We start from the raw sequence: 22,817 nt of genomic DNA, 5'->3' as shown, positions 1-22,817 counted from the left end.
TTATCCTTTATTCTTTTTTGGCTACCCTGATTGATTGAGCCGATACGATCGCTCCCTTTTTTATCAATCCCTTTCATTGGCCTTGGCAGTTATCATCATTGCCTACCCCATCATATTGAGTGGATACTTTTCCTGCCGAATGCTTCCCTACCGGATGCACCAAGCAAACGCAAACAAAGTTTTTGCTCAAGCTTTTACATCTGCTGATCCAGGAATTGGTTCTTTCAATGACCAACCTTGCTTTGACCCGAACTTACCCTGTTTTTCCTTCCTGTTTTTTCTGTGCCAATGATTGTTTTGCTGATAGATACAATCCGAATTTTGGTCATAATCCCAGGATAGATTTTTTTTAACTCCTGTATGATTTTTTCGCTCTTGGTATCCATGAGCAAGTAAAATAGTAATTTTAGGAATGTTTACTGGAATTGATTTAAAGTAGTCAATATTGTCTGATCACATTTCTATACTTCCGACATCATCCCATACTGATGGCATTTGACAATGGGTAAAAAAAGCGCACCCCCCGCTCTCTCGGTTTCCTCAGAGTAAGGACGGAGCAAGAAGGAAAACCGAGACAATAAAACTGCACTCCGGTCTTTTAATGCCGTTGGTAGCTTTGTCAAAACAAAATCATGATTGACTTGATACCAGCATTGCAAGTATTTTTTACTGGTTGTGAATCAATAATTATTAGAGTTGTCCCCGAGCGCTTTTTTTTTACCTGAGCAGCGTAGTTGAGAGTACAATACATCTCTAATATTCAAGGGTTACCCCTGATGCTCGCCACCGAATGTAGCTGCCAAAATACTGTTGAATAAGGGGGCAAGTATGCAGGGTAAGTCACACCAATTACCGAATAATTAATAATTAATAATTAATAATTAATAATTAAATAATTCGCGCCTTGAAGCCTCCCCTTGGATAGGGGAAAAAAGCGGTCGAGGGATGGCGAGGTCCCCTCGCCATATCCAATCGACCAAGACAGCGGTCGTTTGCGGAGCAGTCCGTTAGGATGGGATGGCGAGGTCTCGGAGCTGTCCGACCATCGACCAAGAAAAGAAATAATATCTCCTGATATTCAATTCCGTAGCGGTTAAAACCCGAGGTAATTATCAATTATCCATGATCCATTATCAATTACAGCGGTTTTCATTTCGATAGACCACAGTAGGGGCAAACGGCCGTTCGCCCCTACAAGGTTTTGGTTATGACGATGTGGTTCATCCATCTGAAAAGCGCTGTAATGAAAACCATTCTTTAATTGATACAAAATACCATCTATAGCAATGTGCGCTGGCATATTTACAAATTGCAGGAATTGTCCAATAGCTAAAAGTCTTATATTATCAGCAATTTATTCCCCCTTCCGGAGCTGTTGCCTGTTGCCAGATGAGCTGCGTGCAGCGCTATAATATTTCTCTTTTGCTCCACTTTGTGGGACAAGTTTTCTTTTTTTTTGGTATGGGATGGCTCAATCAGAACCCACTATTTGTCTTTTAAACTACTTGAAGGCTGGCATTTACCCTGGTCTTGGTTATGATAATTGGTGTACGCTACTTGATGCGTAAAGTATATACTTTTTCCCCAAAAGATACGATCGGGGGTTCTATAAACGTTTCTAGAATGCTTGCTAGAATAGGAATATTTATTTTCTGGAGATGTCCAATATAATTTGTCAGAAGCAAGTAATAGACTAGAAAATATTTACCTACATGACAACAGCATCTGGATCGTCAGTAAGACCTGTTCCCCGCACCTCTTTATCACCGGCCCATTCAGAGCCATCAAAAACATTATACCAAAGCCAGCCACTATCTCCCCGGCCTTGGTGAAACACATAGATTTGGTCATTGTATACTACTGCTGATGGACTCGAAGTCATTCCTGTTCTCTTGACCTCGGTATCACCAGCCCATTCAGAGCCATCAAAAACATTATACCAAAGCCAGCCACTATCTCCCCTACCTTGGTGAAATACATAGATTTGGTCATTGTATACTACTGCTGATGGACCCGCAGTCATTCCTGTTCTCTTGACCTCGGTATCACCAGCCCATTCAGAGCCATCAAAAACATTATACCAAAGCCAGCCACTATCTCCCCTACCTTGGTGAAACACATAGATTTGGTCATTGTATACCACGGCTGATGGATCGGCAGTAATTCCTGTTCTCTTAACCTCGGTATCACCAGCCCATTCAGAACCATCAAAAACATTATACCAAAGCCAGCCACTATCTCCCCGGCCTTGGTGAAACACATAGATTTGGTCATTGTATACTACTGCTGATGGACCCTCGCTGATACCTGTGTCGGGTACTTTTTGATCGCCTGCCCATTCAGAGCCATCAAAAACATTGTACCAAAGCCAGCCACTATCTTCCATGCCCTGGTGGAACACATAGATTTGATCATTGTATACTACTGCTGATGGACCAGCAGTAATACCTGTATTGGGTACTTTTTGATCGCCAACCCATTCAGAGCCATCAAAGGTATTAGACCAAAGCCACCCATTGTCTCCTCTGCCTTCGTGGAACACATAAATATTGCTCATGAGATTATTGTCACCAATTAAATAATTATCCAAACATTATCATACTATGTAATTATAGAATTATAAACAGATATTATATAATCAGATTCTATGTGCAATTAACTGGATTTAATATTATAGAGGAGGTAGTCGGAAAAATTGTAAGAGTGATTTTTCTGCCATAATCGTCCCAAAATACTAGCTTTATGCAGCTCTTTGAGCTGAAAAGCTGGCACTTTTTTCGACCAAAAATGCTACAACCAATATAAGTCAATGCTTTGATATTTAATCAGCAAGCCCTACTTAAAGCTTCTTGTCAAAAGCTAAGTTTTTTGACTTTTAACTTTTGACTTCTCACTTGCGCGTCGCGCTATAACTATTTTTCCGAAGAGTTGATTGTAGAAATTAAACTTGTTGCTTTTGCCATATCTAGGGGCTTAGAAAATAAATAACCCTGAGCATATTCACATTTTAACGCTTGTAGTTGAAGAACTTGTTCTGTAGTTTCCACTCCCTCAGCTACAACATTTATACCTAAGTTGTGAGATAAAGTAATAATTGAACGGATAATTTCCGTAGGATCAATTGAACCCTCACTTACCATATTAGCAACACCTATTCTATTCACAAAAGAACGATCGATTTTCAAAGTATTCATTGGGAAACGGTGTAAATAACTTAAAGAAGAATATCCCGTACCAAAATCATCAATACATAACTCTATATTTCGCGCTCTTAACTGAGACATTTTTTCTGCAACAAACTCATGATTTTCTATTAAAGCACTTTCAGTAATTTCCAGTTTTAAATTACTACCATCAAGCTGAGTTTCTAAGATAATTTGGTCAATTTGTTCGATTAAATCTGCTTGAGCAAATTGTTTCACAGACAAATTAACACTCATTTTTAAAGGATAACTATTGGAAAATTCATTTTGCCATTGACGTAACTGCCGACAAGCTTCTCTCAATACCCACAAACCAAGAGGTATAATTAACCCTGTTTCCTCTGCCACAGGAATAAATTCAACAGGAGAAATTAAACCTAATTCTGGATGTTGCCAACGCACTAGGGCCTCAAAACCAATAATATTGTTTGTAGCGAGGGAAACAATTGGCTGATAGTTAAGCAAAAATTGAGATTGAGCTGTAGGTTGATTTTTAACAGCTTGTAGAGCACTTTGTAAATTGTTCTCCAACTTTAAACGTTTCAGAATTTGAGTGTGCATAGAGGTACAAAAAATTTGATAACATCCTCTACCTATATCTTTGGCAGATTGCATAGCTATTTCTGCATCTCGTAAAAAATTTTCTGCTGACCCCATACTTGGGGAGTTGAGAGCAATACCAATACTAGCAGTAATAAATACTTCATTTCCTTCTAAAATAATTGGTGAAGTTAGTTGTTCGTGAATCCGATTAGCAATACAGGTAGCATCACTAATTCCTGAAATATATTCTAGCAAAATTGCAAACTCATCTGCACCAAGACGAGCAACTGTATCTCCAGGAGAAAGTAATGCTTTTAGTTGTTCAGCGATCGCAATAATCAGTTGATTTCCCATGCTATGGCCAAGGCTATCATTAACAACTTTAAATCGATCAAGGTCTATAAATAGGACGGCAAAGGAAAAATTGTTTCGGCGTTCCGCATATTTAATTGTTTGCTCCAAACGATCCATAAATAGAGTACGATTAGGCAGATGGGTTAGTGGATCGTGTAGTGCATCATGTTTTAATTGTTCTTCAATTAGCTTGCGTTGAGTAATATCATGACTATTAATAATAATACCTGCTACCGCTGGGTCGTGTAAAAGGTTAGTGGCAACACCTTCAAAAAAGCACCAAGAACCATTACTATGTTTAACTCTATACTCAATAGGTGGTTGACTAATACCAGGATTTTCAATTGCTTTGTGAAAAGTGTGGGTGATGAGAGATAAATCATCCGTATGAATTAGATCGAAGATACCCTGGCCAACAGCTTCTTCTGGTATATATCCCAAAACCCTTATTAGTGATGGACTAATATAACGAGATATTCCCTCAGCATCAATAATCAAAATCAAATCGTTAGCATTTTCAATTAGGGCACGAAACTTCACTTCATGATTTCGTAAGGCTTGTTGTGCTTGTTTGCACTCTGTAATATTACGGATAAGCATCATCATAGCTACAAGCTGCTGTTGACTAGCAATAACAGTTTCTTCTGCGTGCTTATATTGTGTAATGTCTGTATTTGTTCCCATCATTTTGTTCGTTATTCCGGTTTCATTTTGAATAGCAACTCCGCAACAAAAAAACCATCGATAACTTCCATCTTTATGTTGCACCCTATGTTCGATTTCGTATTTTGGTGTCAGTCCTGCTAAGTGAGCATTTTTTGCTGCCATTACCTGTTCTCTATCTTCTGGATGCACCAATTGATGCCAATCATCCATCATGTTTCTAACTTCCCAATCTTCATAACCAAGCATTGCTTTCAATATAGGATCGAGGTAAATTGCATTCGTTTGTAAGTCCCATTCCCAAATTCCCACATGACTTGCTTCAATTGCAAGAGCATAGCGTTCCTGACTTTTGCGTAGATGCTCTTCTACTCGCTTGCGTTCAGCGATTTCAATTTGTGCTTGTTGATATAGTTCAGCTTGATGAATGGCAATAGCACAATGGTCAGCTATTGATTTCAATAGAGATAGTTCATCTTCTGTCCATTTTCTTTCTTGATCGCACTGGTCTAGAATAATCCCACCTTGGTAAGTATCCTGATACAACAGGGGTGTAATCAAGACTGAAATCACTTGAAACTCGTCGATAAGATTTTTAACTTCTGAGTCTATAGTTGTATCGAATTTACTAATTTTTACTTGCTCTCCTCTAGCGAGTAGCTCTGAATAATATTGATGAACATCGTAAGAAAAACTCACTTGACGATCGCATTCAACTGTCATATTATTTAAGTGACAAAGATTAATGTTTTTCTGATAGTCCAGCCTGACAATTATACAATGACTAACTTGCAAAACCTCATGTAACTGTTCAACAGTATTTTGTAGCACTTCATCCAGTAATAAAGTATTACGCATTCCTTGAACAATGCGATTAATAATTGCTTCTTGTTGAGCTTGTTTTTGTAACTTGAGAATGGCACGTTGCTGTTCTTTTTTTAACCTAAATTCAGCGATCGATCGCTCTAAAATAATAGATAAACTTAATAATTTATCTTTAAAAATATAATTATCAACCCCTGCTTTTAAACATTCAAAAGCTTCTTCTTCCTGTAAACAATCTGTGATTAAAATCACAGGAACTTCTTGTCCTAATTTTTGTAGTAATGTCAGTACCTCGAAGATATCAAAATCGGCTAAATAGTAATCTGACAATATTGCATCATATACATTATCTTGAAGTAATTTTTGGTAATTTAGTTTACTGCCTGCAACATTATAGGTAAATTTTACACCATTAGACTTTAAGGTGTTGACTATGAGCGCTAAATCTTCCATCACATCTTCTACAATTAGCAAATTTAGTTCTTTGCTAGATTTTAGTATTTTTTGATACTCGATATGTTTTCGCTCCACCATATAAAAGCCACTTAAACAAAATCAGCTTAATTTATTATAATCCATGTTTTCTATAGGCTACAATATTAAATTTTAGAAACATCATTAAATTAGTAGCTTTGGGGATAAGAGCATATAGCATTTTTTTTGCAAATAGTAAAGGTCTGAAAACTATTTGATTGCTGTTATTAGTCCAATCGTTTAGTAATATTTCGATTGAGCCGAATAAAATGAACTTTGATGATACTCCTATTTAAGTTATATATAGCATTTTTGCCTTAGTTTGGATTGACGAATGTAATACTGCGCCACCAAATTTATGGAACACAAAAGTTGCTATTGAACTATTAGTAATTAACTAACTGCATCTAGATTTTAAATTTGAAAAAACAAGAAAATCCTTGAAGGAACAATAAATGGTGGAGGTTAGATATATAGTAGGGAACAGCGGTGCGACCCCACGGGGTGCGACAGACGCCAGCAGTCGGAACCAGGCGTTTTGCTCCGCAACATTAAAAGCGAAGCTGCTCTGAACTTTTCGGGTTTCCTGTCCCTCCGGGACGTTAAGCGTTTTGCTCCGCAACATCTAATATCATGTCCGGATAATTAGTGATCAAAAAACTTTCTCCTTTTCCTCCTCTTTATTCTTTCTTTCTTCTTCTTTGTTGCTTCTTTCTTACCTTCTGAATCCTGACTCCTCTGTAATTGATTTATAACTGTCCTTCTGAATCCTGACTCCTCTGTAATTGATTTATAACTGTTCAACCGGACATGATATAAAACGTAGTTGTGCGAAGCGCAAACGCCATGGGAATGGCGACCAAGAGAGGGAAGGCGCACTCCTGTGAGGGAAGACAGGATCTGGTAACAGTGGGAAAAAAAATTCCGGCGTTGGTGATTGGAGGTATGAAATAAGTAATTTAGATAAATTAAGAGTCATTCAAAGATGGCAAAATTAGATATTGTCTTTACTTAATTGACCGAAAAGCACTTTCTTTCTCCTGACTTCTGATCTCAAATCCGTTTAATTCGGCACGTAAAAAATGTTCCATCTTCAACCATTACCAAATATTTCTAGATATCCCCTACTCCCCTACTCCCCTACTCCCTTACTCCCCTACTCCCTTACTCACTATCTAATTACACCGATGCTACCGGATTTGATCTGACTCCCCCTCCTGGGAGCAAGGGTGGGTTGACTCCTACAGCGGTTTTCATTTGGGTAGACCACAGTAAGGACGTTCCATGGAACGTCCCTACAGGATTTTGCTTGTGAAGATGTGGTTCATCAAGAGCGAAAAGCGCTTTAAGTAATTAAAATTAATATCATATACGCGCTTCAGCAACCCCACATTTCTCTGTCTGAGGTTCATCATCACTCTATGTCCTCACCTACCTGTCTATTGCTATAGATACATGATATAATAGACTTGTGGCTTTATAACTTAAAAAAATCCCAAAAACTTTGTTCTGTAAGGATTGTAGCTATTAGATGTTCAACAATGAATAATGAATAATGAATAATGAATAATGAATAATTACCTCTCCTTGAAAGAAGAGGATTGACTAATAATGAAAATTTTCTTCTCTTGGTCGATTGGATATGGCGAAGAGACCCGTTCTTGCAGACCCGCTCCGAATGGCGCCATCCCATCCTACGGAATGCTGCGCAAACGACCGCTTATTATCCCCTTAGAAGGGGAGGATTTTTACCACAATTTTTCGGTAAAAATCTTGGAATTATTGCTCTGTCTAGGTTAGAGTGATTTTACCCCTTTATTTAGTGACAACTCTAATGTCTATAAATAATATTCATAATTCGGCATAAAATATCTACTTCGGTTGGGAAGTAAAGTATTTGATTAAACATCTGAATCAAAAAAGCTGTTGCTGACAAATAAAAAAATGAACTTTCAGAAAATCATCACCATAATTATTATTAGTATTTTACCTCTAAAGACTATTAATATCAGAAACTTAATTATTAGTATCACTACCCTAATGCCACTAATAGCATCAGAAGTTGCTCTTGGTTTAACAGAATCAGAAATTAACAAAATAGCAGGAGAAATTACAGTTAGAATTGATGGACCAAACAGAGGCGGTTCAGGTGTAATTGTCGAAAAACAAGGAGATACATATTATGTACTCACCAACTGGCACGTTGTCAATAAAGTAGGAGATTATCAAGTACGCACACCCGATGGAGAAATGCATCCAGTGTACTATAGTCTCATTAAACAAGTACCAAATGTAGATTTAGCAGTCGTGCCATTTACCAGTTCTCAAAATTACCCTGTTGCCGAAACAGGAGACCCAACTCAGTTAATTCCGGGAAAAACAGTTTTTGTGGGGGGATGGCCACGTTCTGGCAGTAACCTCCAACAACGAATTTTTCTGAGTACACCAGGGGTAGTCAAAGGGCGTCAGCAACCTATCGGTGGTTATAGTTTACTTTATGATAATTTAGTCAGAGCGGGGATGAGTGGCGGACCAGTGCTAGATACAGAAGGTCGTCTAGTCGCTATTAACGGTATTGTCAAATTGCAAGAAAACTCTGATGCGATCGTTTCTGGAGGAATAGAAATTAATACTTTTTGGCAGTGGCGACAACAGGTTTCGTTGCCGACCATTTCTCAACAATCCCAGACACCTCAAACTACAACTACTCCAACAGAAGCAACAAACCCTGTTTCTACAACTATCTCGACAAAAGAAAATGGAACAGAAACTGCCGTAAATTTTACTTTGGCAAAGGCAATTTCTAATGAAGTAGGTGGAATAGTGAATTCTGTAGTTGCTTTAAATTCCTATATCATCAGTGGTAGTAGTAACGGGATGATTTCAGTCAGGGATATTAATAATGGCGAAGTCATAGCTATTTGGAAAGCTCACGCAGAATCAATAAATTCAGTGGCAGTATCTCCCAATGAAGAGTTAGTTATCAGTGGTAGTGATGACAAAACTATCAAAATTTGGAAACTACCCAAAAATAAAAATGTAACTGATATTACTCTGGTACAGACTCTCACTGGACATAACGATGTGGTAGATGCAGTAGCGATCGCTCCTGACGGTGAAACATTGGTAAGTGGGAGTTGGGATCGAACTATTAAAATTTGGAATTTAGGTAGTGGAGAGTCGAACCGAACCTTAGAAGGACATTCTGAGATTGTTAATGCGATCGCCATTAGTCCTGACGGTCAATTTCTAGCTAGTGGTAGTAAAGATAATATGATTAAATTATGGAACCTACAAACAGGTCAACTAATTCGTAGTATAAATACTAATTCTCTATCAATTTTGTCTGTAGTTTTTAGTCCTGATAGTCAGATATTAGCTAGTAGTAGTAGTAATGGCACGATTAACATTTGGAACTTGCAGACATATGAATTAATTCATAGTTTAAAAGAACATATAGACGGAGTATGGTCAATAGTCATTACTCCTAATGGTAAAACTTTAATTAGTAGCAGTTGGGATAAAACCATCAAGTTTTGGGAGCTGAGTACAGGTAAATTAAAAGGTAGTTTAAACGGACACACCAGTTATATTAGTACAGTAGCAATTAGTCCTGATGGTCAAACAATAATTAGCGGTGGTTGGGACCGGAAGATTAATATTTGGAAAGTTCCTTAATTTCATTAAAAATGAAGGGGTGCATCTCAATTCTGAATCAAGCCAAAAATTTATCGCTTTTAGGGAACAGGGATTAACGAAGTCAGAAGTCAGAAGTCAGAAGTCAGAAGTTATTTTTGTAACGGGGATGCGTGAGCAACTCTCCAAAAATATTTCGCCTTAAAAGGCGGGGTTTTACACCCACATTATTTTGATAAGAAAAAAATTTTTTTGCAAATATTGAGATGCACCCAAATCAAGTTTAGGTACTTAAAGAAGATAAAGTAATTCCCGATTTTTACAGAGAAATTTGGTAGTGGTAAAATTAAAATATTTAAGTTATGATTATTGATATGTTTTGCTGTAAATAACGTTTACTAAAATCAAAAACTTTCAGAATAGGACTCCCATACAAATGTATATAAAGCAATATAAAGATAGGGTACGAACATAGACTGATAATAATCTTTAGACAGGGAAATATTTTTCTTACTGTTGCCTATTGCCTATTCCCTGACTTCTGCAAGAAGTCTAATAGACATCTCCCATAATAAAAAATAAAATCAATTATTCAATATAAATTATCAATTATTTCCCCCTACTCCCTACTCCCTACTCCCTACTCCCTACTCCCTATTTTCTGGAGAAGTCTAATGAAAAAATCCTCTAATTACTGGATTATATCTCTGCTATTAAGCTTAATTATCTGGTTAGGATTACCAAGTCCTAGCTACGCTGATAGTCAATCTATCAATACCCAAACTATCCATATTTTGAATCGTCTAAGTTTTGGTCCTAGACCAGGAGATATAGAACGAGTTAAATCAATGGGAATTAACAGTTATATTCAGTCTCAACTTCAACCAGAAACCATTAGAGAACCTCAACAATTAACTAATCAACTGTTAACATTAACAACCTTAGACTTAAACCCAGTTCAACTTTATAACGAGTATGGTTCCCTACCTCCCAGAAAACAAAAAAAACTAACTCAAAAACAGAAAGAAGCAAGAATTAATCGGATGAGAATAATTCTGAACGAAGCTAGAAAAGCAAACTTTCTCAGAGCAATATTGAGTAATAGACAGCTCCAAGAAGTAATGATTAATTTTTGGTTCAATCACTTTAGTGTTTCTGTGAGTAGAGGAAGACCAATTCGCGTCTGGATAGGTACCTATGAAAGAGATGCAATTAGACCTTATGCACTTGGTAATTTTCGGACTTTATTAGGAGCAACAGCTCATCATCCAGCCATGTTATTCTATTTAGATAATTGGCTAAATACTGCACCGGGAAGTAAAGGTGCTAATAACACATTTAAAGGTTTAAATGAAAATTATGCCCGCGAACTTATGGAACTTCATACTCTCGGAGTAGATGGAGGTTATACACAAAAAGACATAGTAACCTTAGCAAAAATTTTTACTGGGTGGGGAATTATACGTCGAACAGGAGATGGTAGCGGATTTAAGTTTTATCCAGACCGCCACGATAATAGTGACAAAATATTTCTAGGAATACCGATCCAAGGAGGTGGGATAGAAGAAGGAGAAAAAGCCTTAGATATTCTGGCAAAGCATCCATCTACTGCTCGTTTTATTAGCTATAAATTAGCTCAATATTTTGTGGCAGATCGGCCTCCAGGAGCTTTAGTTAATCAACTAGCTCAAACATTTCAAGAAACTAATGGTAACATTCGTTCTGTTTTAGAAACCTTGTTCAACAGTAGTGAATTCTGGAATGAAAACTACTACGACCGCAAATTTAAAACTCCGTACCAATATATTATTTCTGCAGTTAGAGCAACAGGAACTAATAAATTTAGATGGAACCAAATTGCTGGAATGTTATACCAATTAGGAATGCACATTTATGCTTGTGGCACTCCTGATGGTTATAAAAATACTAAAGAAGCATGGTTAAACCCTGATGCAATGATGCGTAGAATTAGCTTTGCCACAAATATCTCCCGTGGTCAGTTAAATCAAGGAAAACCCAAACCCATAAACCGTCAGCAACTTTCTGCAACTTTAGGAAATAATTTTTCTGCTCAAACTCAAGCAATAATCAAAAATAGCCCAAATGATTTACAAGCAGCTTTAATGTTAGGTAGTCCAGAAATGATGTACAAATAAAGATGGAGGAGTCAGGAGTCAGGAGTCAGGAGACAGGAGAAATGGGAATTATAGAGGAGGTAGGAGTAAGAATTGTAAGAATGATTTTTCTGCCCAACTATGCGCCTAAAATACGCTCCTTTTTGAGTGTTTTAGACTGAAACAGGCGCACTGCAATTCGACCCTAAAAAGGCTAAAATCTTTGTGATTCTTTCTACTCCTGACTCCTGACTCCTGACTCCTGACTCCTAAAAACTTAACCATTCTATAACTGTTTAACCAGATTTGATATAATATGAAAAGACGTAATTTTTTACAATTTGCTAGCTTACTATCAGCTTCAGGAATAATCTCTGTTGGTAGTCATGGTTGGGTAGCAAAAGGATTAGCTCAAACCAACAACCGTAAAAGATTAATAGTTGTTTTTCTCCGAGGAGGAGTCGATGGATTAAATGTAGTTATTCCCCATCAGGAATACACTTATTATAATGCACGACCAAAAATAGCAATTCCTGCTCCAGGAGAAGCAGAAGGAGCGATCGACTTAGACGGTCAATTTGGCTTACATCCTGCTCTAGCAAGTATCATACCCCTCTGGCAAAATCGCAGTTTAGCATTTGTTCACGCCTGCGGTTTAAATAACGACACTCGCTCCCATTTTGATGCTCAATATTATATGGAAACAGGTATTCCAGGTAATAAAAAAATACCTGATGGATGGATGAATCGTTTGTTGGCAAATCTCCCAAAAGATAAACCTACTCAAGCTGTAAACTTAGGAGATACACCACCTCGCATTCTTATGGGTGCAATGCCAGTTGCCAGTCTTCCTACAGGGAGAAAATCAACCCGTAGTTTACCCATAGACCGCCCCAAAATTTATGAAGCATTCGATCGCCTTTATAGTAGCAATGACGAACTTAGTAGAGTTTACCAAGAAGGTCGCCAAGCAAGAGACTTACTGTTAGCTGACTTAGAGCAAGAAATGGCAGCAGCTTCAGCGGGAGCACCACCTCCACAAGGTTTTGCTGCCGATGCCAAAAATTTAGCTCAAATCATGGTGGGTGATTCTAAAACACAGTTAGGATTTCTCGCTCTCGGTAATTGGGATACTCATGTTAACCAAGGAAGCAGTCAAGGTGCTTTAGCAAGAAGACTAAAACCTCTGGGGGAAGGTTTGGTTACTTTAGTTCAGGAGTTGGGTCCGCTTTACTCAAATACAGTGATTTTAGTAATGTCAGAATTTGGTCGCACAGTTAACGAAAATGGTAATGGTGGCACCGATCACGGTCATGGTAACGTAATGTGGGTCTTAGGTGGTGGCGTGCGTGGTGCTCAGGTTTATGGACAATGGCCTGGTTTAGATGAGTCAGAATTGTTTGAGAAACGGGATCTGGCGGTGACAACGGACTTTCGGAATGTGATTTCTAGTGTGTTAGAACAGCATCTTGAGATTGAGCGATCGCAAATAGCACGGGTTTTTTCTGGTTATTCGTCTAATCAGCGTTTAGCTTTATTGTGAAATAAGTAATGGTTGATGATTTGGTGGTAAGAGTATTAATTCTTCTTCTGAGGGCGAATGCCATTCGCCCCTACATATGGGATTTTTAAGGTGAATTTTTGCGTAAGTCCTGATTATATGGTAGTCCTGCTTGCGTAATGGTTTACAGGAAAAAGGAATATCTGGCACGGGAGCAAGATGCTCCCACTGCCGTGCTTCATAAAAATCAGTTAATATATTTACAGCGCTTTTCAAATTGATGAACCACATCGTCATAACCAAAAACCTGTAGGGGCGAATGGCATTCGCCCTCTTGATTTAGTGTCCGTGCATAAGTCCTGAGATAGTTACATTCCAGACAACGGCCTGGACTAAAACTTTCTCGCTTGAGCAAAAGCAGCAGCAGCTTCTGGCGAACCTATATATCTCCAGTGCCAAGGTTCATAGCTTACTCCTTGTGAATTGTTTGGAGGAAAAGATAACTCAAAACCAAACTTCTGAGCGTGACGGGTTAACCACTGGAAAGCTTTGGTATTTTCAAAATCGATAGTTATATCCTTTTTGGGAAAGTTCCCATCAGTTAAGTCAATGGCAAAACCTGTATGATGTTCGCTGTATCCTGGTGGGGCAGAAACTTTTGCAGCAATTTCAGGCGAACCACGACGTTGAATCTGAGCTTTAAATAGCTCTTTCTGTTGTTCAACAGTGCGAAATCCTGAAACTGGAACTACCCATACCCCTTCGTCTCTGGCAGAGTAAATCATTTTCATTAGTGCTAGTGCTGCTTCAGGGGCTAGTTTTTCAAATCTTTGATATTCATCTTGAGCATAGCTGGCAAACGTCATCATTTGTTCGCGATCGCTTTCTTGATAAGGAAAATGTCCAAATTTTGGTTTTTCTGATGGTTTAGTTTCTATTGAAGTAACTGGTGGTTTGGTTGTTGAAGTTGTGGGAGAAGGAGTTGGTGTTTGGGAGGTTATTGGGGATGGAGGCAAATTTTTCGGCTTGGGTTGAGTAAATGGTGTGGTTTGTATTGAGGTAATAGGTGGTATGGTTGTTGAGGGTGTGAGAGAAGGAGTTGGTGTTTGAGAAGTTATTGGGGATGGAGATGAGAATTTGTGATTTATGAATTTAATTGCTGCGTAGCCATTCAAAATAATCCCTATTGTAATTAGGGTTATAGGTAGAGCAAAACGCAGCCAAAGCCATAATTTTTCTAAAAATTTCATTAATTTATTTTTTCAGAAGCAGCTATTTTCCAACGGTTATCCTTATCATCAAACTGTAAAGTCCAACTATATATGCCTTCATTAGAATACCTGCCATCAAATATTCCATTGTTCCAGAAACCATAACTTTCAACTACTTTGACATAAATTATTACTTGATTACCTTTCACAAAAAATTCTTTTTGAGGCTCAGTTTTAGGTGTGTAAAAAGTGTATCTCTGCCTGTTACTCCTTAACTCATTGATTGCTTCAATTCCATTTCTTAAATACTTACCTGTTGTATACTGCCGAAGAATTCTACGATCATAAGAAGAGCCAAAAACCCTTGACTTAACCTTGAGCCATGACTTAATTCGATCAACTGCTTGATATCTAGTAATTTTCCGACCACTACTTGTTGTTACAAACTCTGGGTTATTTAATTTGGGATGATCGTTAACAGTAATAGGAACTCTTTTAGTAGTAGTTTTTTCCCCGTCATTGGCAGTTATTGTCAGGAAATCTTTACCACTATAGTTTTGATTACTTTCATAGATAAGATTATTCGTTCCTGCCAAAGTGTTATTAATTCTTTCAACACTACCGTCGAGAGTAACTTTATTTGTCTCATTATCTTTAATATTATCAGAGGGTAATCCTTCAGCTATATCAGTTTTCAGGATGAGCTTTCCCCTGTTTACTTCCAGAGTAAGAGAAACATTCTGATTATTAAGATCGCTAATTGTGATGCCACCTATACCGATACCTAATTTTTCGTTTTCATTAGTAGTAAGTTGCGAACTAGGAACTGTAATAACTGGAGCAGGGTTAGCAGCTTCAACTTTTATGTCAATACTCTTACTCACAGACTGAGGATTTTGAGCAAATGGTGGCCACATCACAATGTTTTTTACTCCGCTTCTGTCTTCACTTACAGTGATAGTCAGAGAGTCATCACCGCTAAATTTTTGCTTTCCCTTATAGATGACAGCACCAGTATCAGCTAGAGTTGTATTGACTTCAGCAACAGTGCCACTGATAGTCACTTTTGAAGTTTGATTATTTGCAATACCATTGGTGCTGATACCATTCGCCACATTTTCTTTGACTGAAAGCGTGCCGTTTTCGACCCCCAAAGTTACAATTACTTTCTGACTATCAGAAGCATTGATGCTTATGCTACCAATAGGTAAGTTAGTATTTTCTTTGACTGTTTGGGAATTAGGAGCATTTATAGCTATGGGATTATTTTTATTAACAACTTGAATAGTTTGACGGAGGAGACCTTTCTTCAGGCTGTCTCCACCATCACCATCAGTAACTTGAAACTCTATGGTGCGAGAGCCATAGCTAGGATTTTCTGAGTCGTCCAATGAATAGGCAACTCTCCTTGCTACAGCTTGTACTCGTTCTCCTGTAGCTTTTTCATTAAAATCAACTACGAAAGTTTCTGCTCCTTCGCCACCTTGAAAACTGCCAATAACATTTCCTTCGTAGATAACATTACTACCAATAATACCAATATCACCCCCTTTGAGGATAGCAAGACAGTCATTAGGTGTGCCATTTTGGGTAAATTTTACGGTCAACTTACCGCCATTAAAGTCAGGAGAGTAATTATCCTCAAGCTCTACAAATTCAGCTACAGGAACATAATTGTTGAGTGTTTTACAAACTGGTAATGGTAATTCTGGTGTAGTAATAGAATCATTTTCTGATGCTCTGGTAGCTAAAATTCCTATAGCAGTCAATCCTAATCCTATTATTCCCAAAGTTATCGGCCATATCCATTGATTTAGCCATATTCCACGTTTTAATAGTTTTGAAATGGTATGAAATTGGAGTTCTTCACCACTATCTTCAGGAAAGATTCCCCACTTTTTCAATACATTATCCATTTCTGCTTGGGATAATTTGTTTTGTCTTAAAACTTCAGGTAATAAACCCTGAATAATTGTCCTATATTCTTTTTTTCCTAAAGTGATAAAAAACGCTACGAGTGAAACAACAGAAAAATTTGAACTTTCTTTTTCATGTGCTTGGTTTTGTATATTCATCAATTTTTTACTCCGGGAGTTTAGCGAAAGAAACTAAAGCTTTTATAGCAATTTGTTGAGCGGGAACATTCTCTTGCTTCGCCCATTTGTTCATGGCCTTTTCTACAGTAGTTAGTTCGTTTATTTTTTTTGATTGAACGCGCTCTTTGATATATATTGCAGTTAACTCTATGACCAAATTTTTTTGTTCTGTCCGGTTAAAATTTGAGACTAAATCTGATAACCATTCTTCAATTTTGTCCGATTTATCAAAATATTCATTTGTTAAGACAAAAACTGTAAAAATAACAATCTTGCGTACCAAGGGATGGTTATCCATTTTGAGAATTTCTGCCAAACATGAACAGGCATCTTCTAATAAAATTGGAAATCTTTCATCATCATATTTAATTAGCCCATAAGTTAGTGCAACAGTTCTCAGTAAAGCCTCTTTCTCTGTGATATTTTTACTTTTATTGTTTGGGTATACATTGCTTCCTTCTCGATACCAACTCTTCAGAATATCTTTTACCTGTTCGCGATTTTCTGGATAATTATAAGCATGAGTTAAACTTCTAGCAACAGCATTACTTAGACTTATTTTTGGGTGATTATCGGCGTTATATAAACTCATAAAAGTAGCTTTATTTAGACTTAGATCGGGCTTTTCAGATAACCAATCTTTATGGTCTTGTACTATTTCCTTCAGCAAATCTCGCATTTTTTCTAAGTGAAGTGGCACTACCCAAAACAGAGTATAATAACCAAAGTAAAAATGAACGAAACGTAGTCTACTTTTTGATAATTCCTGAAGCCAGTCATATAACTTATCATCCATGGCTTTATTCTTATGATACTCATAAATGACATCACCAAGGGTAACAGCTACAGTAGCTCCAATATAATCGTGTAAGTCTTGTTTTTTGTTTATATAATATTCTTCCTCTTCCTGAGACCTTTTTTTTACTTCTTCATTTTTTTCTAAAAGACTTTGGTAGCTTTCATAAAATTTGTCTCTAGCTAGATCTATCTTATTTTGATTTAGCTGTTTTTCAGATTCTTTTAGGTTAGATTTATCTTGATTTTCAACATTATCACTATCTTCTTCTGTTACTTCTTCATAAAGCTGTTGACTTGCCTTTTCTTTTTCTAGGGAAAAATTATAGAGGTATTGCAAAATTCTAAATAGTTCTTCCTTTTTATCAAGCTCATACCAGCTAGCAATAACACTGGCAGCAACATCCCGCACTTCTAGCTTTTCATGTCTAGCTAACTGTAACAAAGAACTATATACTGCATTAATAGAAACTACACCGATACTGCTGAAAGTATTAGTAATTGCTTTACGCACTTTCTCACATCGTATTGGGTTCCTATATAAATCCAATTCTCCTAGAAGATAATAATTTTTTTCTAAAGCAGACTCTTTAACAATATTGACTAATACCTCTAGAGCATTAATAATTTGTCTACGGTGACTCTGCCATGCTATTTCAAAAAGTTGGTCACGATTTCCAAGAGATAGAATATTTATTGAACGAATATCAATCTTATAAGTTTTAGTTTCGACAACTTTAAAGATATTAGAAACTCCTTCATATAAATTATTTTCTTGAAAATCGAAATAATTATATATAAGTTCTTCTAAGTCAGAGTAATCAAGAGCAATAAGAGAAGGGTCTCGTTTCCGCCAAGCTTCCGTAAATACTTTTTCTAAGGCAGTAAATAACTGGTCTTCAAACATACCGTTGAAGAAGCTGATCCCCAATGCCATAAGTTGCTGGCGATCGCTCAAAATATTTTGGAATAAATTCCTAACAAATTCATCACTTTTAGACTCTTTAATTAGATCGTTAATATTTATATCTGTTTGTGATTCTTGGATTTTTCTATCAAATAGTTTGACAAACCGGAGAATATTTCCCAAATCACCTAATTGTTCAGCAATTGATTTAAGTCCTTGAGCATCATTTTTTAAATATTTATTTAGTTCTAATTTGAGATTTTTTCCGAGTTTCTTTTCAAGCTCATTGACTAAAATATCCTGACCATAAATGTCTTGAGGGTTTAGATTGGGGTTAAAGAAAATTTGGGCATTATCGTTTAAATGCCAACTAGAAAAACTTCTATTTGTGCTAAATAAAACCCAATGTTCGAGTGATGGAACTATGTCATAAATATGTTGTAAGCTACAATTAATGTCTTTAGGTTCAATATCAGTAAAAACAAAAATGGTAGGAGATTTTCTGTTTCGGAGTTCTAGTTCTAAATCAATAATTTGTTGACTAGAGCTATGTCTCCACAACTTAATAGATACATCAGCCTTTTGAGGATTAGTTTTGTCAGAATCAGTTTTTTGGGAATCTTGAGCCACAAGATAAGCAAGCTGTAAGATTAATTCATTTTTATTAATTCCTCCCAGTTCGCCCCCTAACACTAACATCCTATGTTCTTTCAGTTGATTAAGGAAGTCTGGTTGAATTTCTGGTAACTCTTTAGTCTGTGACTCTAAATCTTCAAAACTTATCTCATCAAAGTCAGTTTTTCCGAAAAAGTTCTGAAAAATATCTCCTTCCTGAGTAACGCCATAAGTGTTACCAGAGGTATTTACATTTTGTGGATTTTCAGAATTAGTAGAGTTGCTCATTTCCTTTTACCCTTCAATGATTACTAAAATTCTGCTTAACATCTCCAGTTTGAGTTATGCCATAAGTATTGCCTGTAGTGTTATTATTCTGTCTCGGAGTGCTAGTGTTTTCTTGCTTTACTTTTTGAATTTCTTCAACTAAAGCCTTAGTTGCTTTTTCGCCCCACTTCTTGTGGATTTTATCGCGAATTAGAATTCCTTGGTTTTCAACTTTAACAACAATGTTGTAACCTACAATGACGTTAATTAAATACTCAATATTACCATTATCTGTATTTAGCAACTTACGCAATTTTTTTAAGTCAGCTTCAGTATACTGTTCTTGAATTATTGGTTCTAAAGTTTCTTTAACTTTCTCTAAACTGTTGCTCATAGTGTTAATTCTATCCTCTACTTGAATATTGTTTTCCTTAGTTTTATTATCTGCATTTTTGTCCGAAGTTACTACTACTTCTGTCGCTAGATTATCGTTTTTCTGAAACTTCGGAAATCTTTTTAATAATTCCCTAATCCCAGCATCATCATCTAAACTTTTTAGACGTATAGAATGAAACTGTGTCAAATAATTAAACTTACTGGGAAGGTCTTTGAGGCTAGCTTCAGGCAAAAATATAGGACCAATTCTAGGATTCTTTTTTCCACTATTTACATATAGATGGTGTGAATACTCTATTTCCTCATCTTGCCATTTTCCTACACCATTTGTTCCCAAAAAAACAAAAACTACCTCAGCTTGATCGAGGGTTTCGTAAAGCTGATTTTTCCAATCATCACAAACGACAATTTCTCTTTCATCTAGCCAAGTTTTTATACCTGCTTTTTCCAGCTTTTCCCCAATAATTCTCACACTATCTTTATCACGACTATTATGAGAAAGAAAAACATCAAATTCTTTTTGTTCAGTCATTTATAAACTCCTTTTTTTCAATTTTCTACACCAGCAACTTGAGCCAGAGCTTGAGCATACTTATTTAGCTCCTTTCCCAAAACTTCCAGATCCTTTCGCAGTTCAGGCTCTTCTGACCACTGCTTCTCATGTTCTTTAGAACTAACGCCATCGGGTCTCTGAGTTTCCCAAACCTCCAAACTAGGATGCCACTTAGTTAAAAAAGGCCGTAACCCTTGGTTGAGAACAGCGATCGCGATACCACCCACTGAATTACAAGAAGCACCCACATCTGGACCTGCTTCTTTCAAAATTTCACGAGTGGTTTCAAATAAACTATAGAGAGAGTCTAAAGCTTCTCTAAAAATGCCCTCCTCTTGCCCTAATGGTTGTACTGAAATGCGTGTCACCAGCTCAACATAGAGCGACCAAGCCGCATGACGTTCTGTTTGGTCTGCCTCCCACTCAGCAGACCCCAGGCCAAAAGGAAGACTCACCGACACTTTTTTTAAAACAGCCGGGTCTCGTTCCATTAAATTTTCTCCATTTCTCACCGTATCTACTAAGGCTCAGTTGACCACCCTGTACACCCTTTGAGTAAGCCTAGTTAGCAAAAATTTTTACTATGTATTGTAGACAATATTATCATAGAACCATAATAATACGACTGTCAAGATGAAAACCATAAATATTCATTTTGCCTATGAAGCTACCATACTAAGGAACCATGGACGCATAATCTTGGAAACTAAGCGTAGTACAATGCGTTTACCTGGAGAAATAACTATTGCTGTTAAGCCACAGCAGTAGAGAAGTAAATCTTCTCCCATTGCTGATAGGAGCAGCACTTCAGATCGTAGTTTCTCAAAAAATCTACTTGTTACATTTCGACTAAAATATAATGGTAAAACCTGGTAAAACCCTTTTTATTCTCTTTTTAAGTGTCTTTATCGATCTTATTGGCCTTGGCATTGTCATCCCCCTTTTGCCCTTTTATGCCAAATCCTTCGGTGCTTCAGCCAGCACTGTCACCCTACTATTTAGTGCTTATGCCGTAGCCCAACTTGTGGGGACACTGATTGTAGGAAGCTTGAGCGATCGCATGGGACGACGACCCCTACTACTATTAAGCTTGGTTGGTAGCGGAATATCTTACCTTTGGTTTGGTTTAGCCAACTCCATCACCGCTCTGTTTTTAGCTAGGGGGTTAGCAGGTGCGATGAGTTATAGTATAGTGGTGGCCCAAGCCTATGTTGGTGATATCACAACCCCAGAAAATCGTAGTAAGGGTATGGGTGTTCTGGGAGCTGCCCTAGGACTTGGCTTGACCTTGGGTCCAGCTCTATCTGGGATTTTGGTAGGGTTAGGGGGAGATAATCCTAACCTACGTTTACCATTTATAACAGCAGCCATACTTTCTTTCCTTGCCTTTTTGTTAGCTTGGAAAATGTTGCCAGAATCTCAACCTAAACCCGAATCATCAAGCAACACCGTTGATACTACCTCTAAAAAGTCACCAACTCTTAGTATTTGGTCTCTCATCAAACAAAATCCTCTCATTGCATTTTTAATTAGTCTTGGTTTTTTTCTGCGATTTGGTATATTCATTATCCAAGTAATTTTAGCCCTGTGGTTAAACGAAATTTGGGGATGGAGTGCAGAAAATACCGGATATGTCTTTCTTCTATTTGGCTTGGTTACAGCTATTACCCAAGGGAAGTTAATTGGCCCAACAGTCAAAAAATTGGGGGAAGTAAATACACTGATGCTGGGGTTGGTTGTGACAATGGTTGCACTTATTTCTTTTCCCTTAGCCAGAAACCTTTATATATTACTATTGGCCGTGGTACTCCTGAGCTTTGGAAATTCCCTGTTTCGACCGTGCCTAAGTAGCTTATTGTCCCAGTCCGCAGGAACCAAATACCAGGGAACCGTGTTAGGTGCTGCCGAGTCTTTCATTGCTCTAGCAGGCATTTTAGGGCCTTTTTCCTCTGGTTTATTGTTTGAGAATATCAGTCCTGGGGCTCCCTTTATCGCCAGTGCGCTATTGTTTGCAACTCAATTTATCTTAGCCTGGGTATGGTTGAGGAAGTCTAATCTATCTAATAGCATGAGTAAACGCCGTCAACGCAAACTACAAAGACTATTTCAAATGCTTGACTATGATGGCAATGGCACAGTTGAACCTGAAGACTTTGAAAAAACTGTGGTGTCATTAGCAGACATTCGCGGTTGGTCAAAGCAATCCCAGGAATATCAGCTCATGATAACTTCCTGGCTTGGTTTTGGTGAACGATTGATACAGTTAGCTGATGCCAATGGAGACAGAAAAATTGAATTACATGAATGGTTAGATTATGTAGGCAAGCGCTTCGATCATAGTCTTGCGGATGCCTTTTTACAATTGATGGATGTCAATGTAGACGGACAGATAGCTGTAGAGGAATTAAAGGGATTTTATCAAGCCTATGATATTGATGTGAGCGAAATTTCCAACAATTTCCAGAGTTTAGATATGAATCAAGATGGGCACATTTCCAGAACGGAAATGCGGGAATTATTCGATCAGTTTCTCTACAGCGAAGAGGAAATTGCCATAGGCAGTTGGCTATTTGGTAGCTGATTCAACAATTAATAATTAATAATTAATAATTAATAATGGCTTTGTTGATTGATGTTTGATTTATTTATTGTCCAATAGTTATG

At 37.3% G+C, this 22,817-nt stretch carries 12 protein-coding genes; 4 read left to right on the top strand and 8 right to left on the bottom strand.

Annotation, left to right across the window (positions count from 1 at the left end):
- Positions 1 to 1,708: 1,708 nt before the first annotated feature.
- Together F6K23_RS22270 and F6K23_RS22265 are read right to left on the bottom strand one after the other, a co-directional pair.
- Positions 1,709 to 2,557: a hypothetical protein gene (locus tag F6K23_RS22270; RefSeq protein WP_293159903.1), complete on the bottom strand. Its 849-nt coding sequence runs from the start codon at positions 2,555 to 2,557 to the stop codon at positions 1,709 to 1,711.
- A gap of 355 nt (positions 2,558 to 2,912) precedes the next feature.
- A complete protein-coding gene (locus tag F6K23_RS22265; protein ID WP_293159901.1) occupies positions 2,913 to 6,122 on the bottom strand; it encodes an EAL domain-containing protein in 3,210 nt (1,069 codons plus the stop codon).
- A 1,884-nt stretch (positions 6,123 to 8,006) separates the two neighbouring features.
- Between F6K23_RS22265 and F6K23_RS22260 the strand changes: the two genes are divergently transcribed.
- The 3 genes from F6K23_RS22260 to F6K23_RS22250 all read left to right on the top strand — a co-directional run bounded on the left by F6K23_RS22260 (position 8,007) and on the right by F6K23_RS22250 (position 13,355).
- Entirely contained in the window at positions 8,007 to 9,740 is a 1,734-nt protein-coding gene (locus F6K23_RS22260) for a trypsin-like peptidase domain-containing protein (RefSeq protein ID WP_293159899.1), read from the top strand.
- A 632-nt stretch (positions 9,741 to 10,372) separates the two neighbouring features.
- A complete protein-coding gene (locus F6K23_RS22255) occupies positions 10,373 to 11,854 on the top strand; it encodes a DUF1800 domain-containing protein (protein WP_293159897.1) in 1,482 nt (493 codons plus the stop codon).
- A 274-nt stretch (positions 11,855 to 12,128) separates the two neighbouring features.
- A complete protein-coding gene (locus tag F6K23_RS22250; protein WP_293159895.1) occupies positions 12,129 to 13,355 on the top strand; it encodes a DUF1501 domain-containing protein in 1,227 nt (408 codons plus the stop codon).
- Here the strand turns inward: F6K23_RS22250 and F6K23_RS22245 are convergent.
- The 6 genes from F6K23_RS22245 to F6K23_RS22220 all read right to left on the bottom strand — a co-directional run bounded on the left by F6K23_RS22245 (position 13,347) and on the right by F6K23_RS22220 (position 20,644).
- A complete protein-coding gene (locus F6K23_RS22245; protein ID WP_293159893.1) occupies positions 13,347 to 13,589 on the bottom strand; it encodes a hypothetical protein in 243 nt (80 codons plus the stop codon). The two genes, F6K23_RS22250 and F6K23_RS22245, sit on opposite strands and share 9 nt — an antisense overlap.
- A 116-nt stretch (positions 13,590 to 13,705) precedes the next feature.
- Positions 13,706 to 14,563, bottom strand: coding sequence for a D-alanyl-D-alanine carboxypeptidase family protein (locus F6K23_RS22240; protein WP_293159891.1), 858 nt, complete (start codon positions 14,561 to 14,563; stop codon positions 13,706 to 13,708).
- The gene (locus tag F6K23_RS22235) at positions 14,563 to 16,599 is read right to left on the bottom strand and encodes an IMS domain-containing protein (RefSeq protein ID WP_293159889.1); all 2,037 of its coding nucleotides are present in this window, start codon (positions 16,597 to 16,599) and stop codon (positions 14,563 to 14,565) included. Before F6K23_RS22235 ends, F6K23_RS22240 begins: the two co-directional genes overlap by 1 nt.
- Before the next feature lie 7 nt (positions 16,600 to 16,606).
- The gene (locus F6K23_RS22230) at positions 16,607 to 19,225 is read right to left on the bottom strand and encodes a hypothetical protein (protein WP_293159887.1); all 2,619 of its coding nucleotides are present in this window, start codon (positions 19,223 to 19,225) and stop codon (positions 16,607 to 16,609) included.
- Positions 19,226 to 19,238: 13 nt separating this feature from the next.
- Positions 19,239 to 20,132 carry a TIR domain-containing protein gene (locus F6K23_RS22225; protein WP_293159886.1) on the bottom strand — a complete coding sequence of 298 codons (894 nt, stop codon included), beginning with the start codon at positions 20,130 to 20,132 and terminating at the stop codon, positions 19,239 to 19,241.
- A gap of 17 nt (positions 20,133 to 20,149) precedes the next feature.
- The gene (locus tag F6K23_RS22220) at positions 20,150 to 20,644 is read right to left on the bottom strand and encodes a hypothetical protein (protein WP_293159884.1); all 495 of its coding nucleotides are present in this window, start codon (positions 20,642 to 20,644) and stop codon (positions 20,150 to 20,152) included.
- Positions 20,645 to 21,012: 368 nt separating this feature from the next.
- Here F6K23_RS22220 and F6K23_RS22215 point away from each other — a divergent pair, with 368 nt between their 5' ends.
- Positions 21,013 to 22,734 (top strand): MFS transporter, encoded by a 1,722-nt coding sequence (locus tag F6K23_RS22215; RefSeq protein WP_293159882.1) that lies wholly within the window; start codon positions 21,013 to 21,015, stop codon positions 22,732 to 22,734.
- The last annotated feature ends 83 nt before the right edge of the window (positions 22,735 to 22,817 follow it).

It is taken from the genome of Okeania sp. SIO2C9 (assembly GCF_010672455.1).
Classification (GTDB): Bacteria; Cyanobacteriota; Cyanobacteriia; order Cyanobacteriales; family Microcoleaceae; genus Okeania.
This window is presented reverse-complemented; position numbering and strand designations above follow the sequence as displayed.

Bases quoted from the DNA above. Each gene is read 5' to 3' on its own strand.
- F6K23_RS22270 (WP_293159903.1), bottom strand. From the start codon at position 2,557: ATGAGCAATATTTATGTGTTCCACGAAGGCAGAGGAGACAATGGGTGG.
- F6K23_RS22265 (WP_293159901.1), bottom strand. From the start codon at position 6,122: ATGGTGGAGCGAAAACATATCGAGTATCAAAAAATACTAAAATCTAGC.
- F6K23_RS22260 (WP_293159899.1), top strand. From the start codon at position 8,007: ATGAACTTTCAGAAAATCATCACCATAATTATTATTAGTATTTTACCT.
- F6K23_RS22255 (WP_293159897.1), top strand. From the start codon at position 10,373: ATGAAAAAATCCTCTAATTACTGGATTATATCTCTGCTATTAAGCTTA.
- F6K23_RS22250 (WP_293159895.1), top strand. From the start codon at position 12,129: ATGAAAAGACGTAATTTTTTACAATTTGCTAGCTTACTATCAGCTTCA.
- F6K23_RS22240 (WP_293159891.1), bottom strand. From the start codon at position 14,563: ATGAAATTTTTAGAAAAATTATGGCTTTGGCTGCGTTTTGCTCTACCT.
- F6K23_RS22235 (WP_293159889.1), bottom strand. From the start codon at position 16,599: ATGAATATACAAAACCAAGCACATGAAAAAGAAAGTTCAAATTTTTCT.
- F6K23_RS22230 (WP_293159887.1), bottom strand. From the start codon at position 19,225: ATGAGCAACTCTACTAATTCTGAAAATCCACAAAATGTAAATACCTCT.
- F6K23_RS22225 (WP_293159886.1), bottom strand. From the start codon at position 20,132: ATGACTGAACAAAAAGAATTTGATGTTTTTCTTTCTCATAATAGTCGT.
- F6K23_RS22220 (WP_293159884.1), bottom strand. From the start codon at position 20,644: ATGGAACGAGACCCGGCTGTTTTAAAAAAAGTGTCGGTGAGTCTTCCT.
- F6K23_RS22215 (WP_293159882.1), top strand. From the start codon at position 21,013: ATGGTAAAACCTGGTAAAACCCTTTTTATTCTCTTTTTAAGTGTCTTT.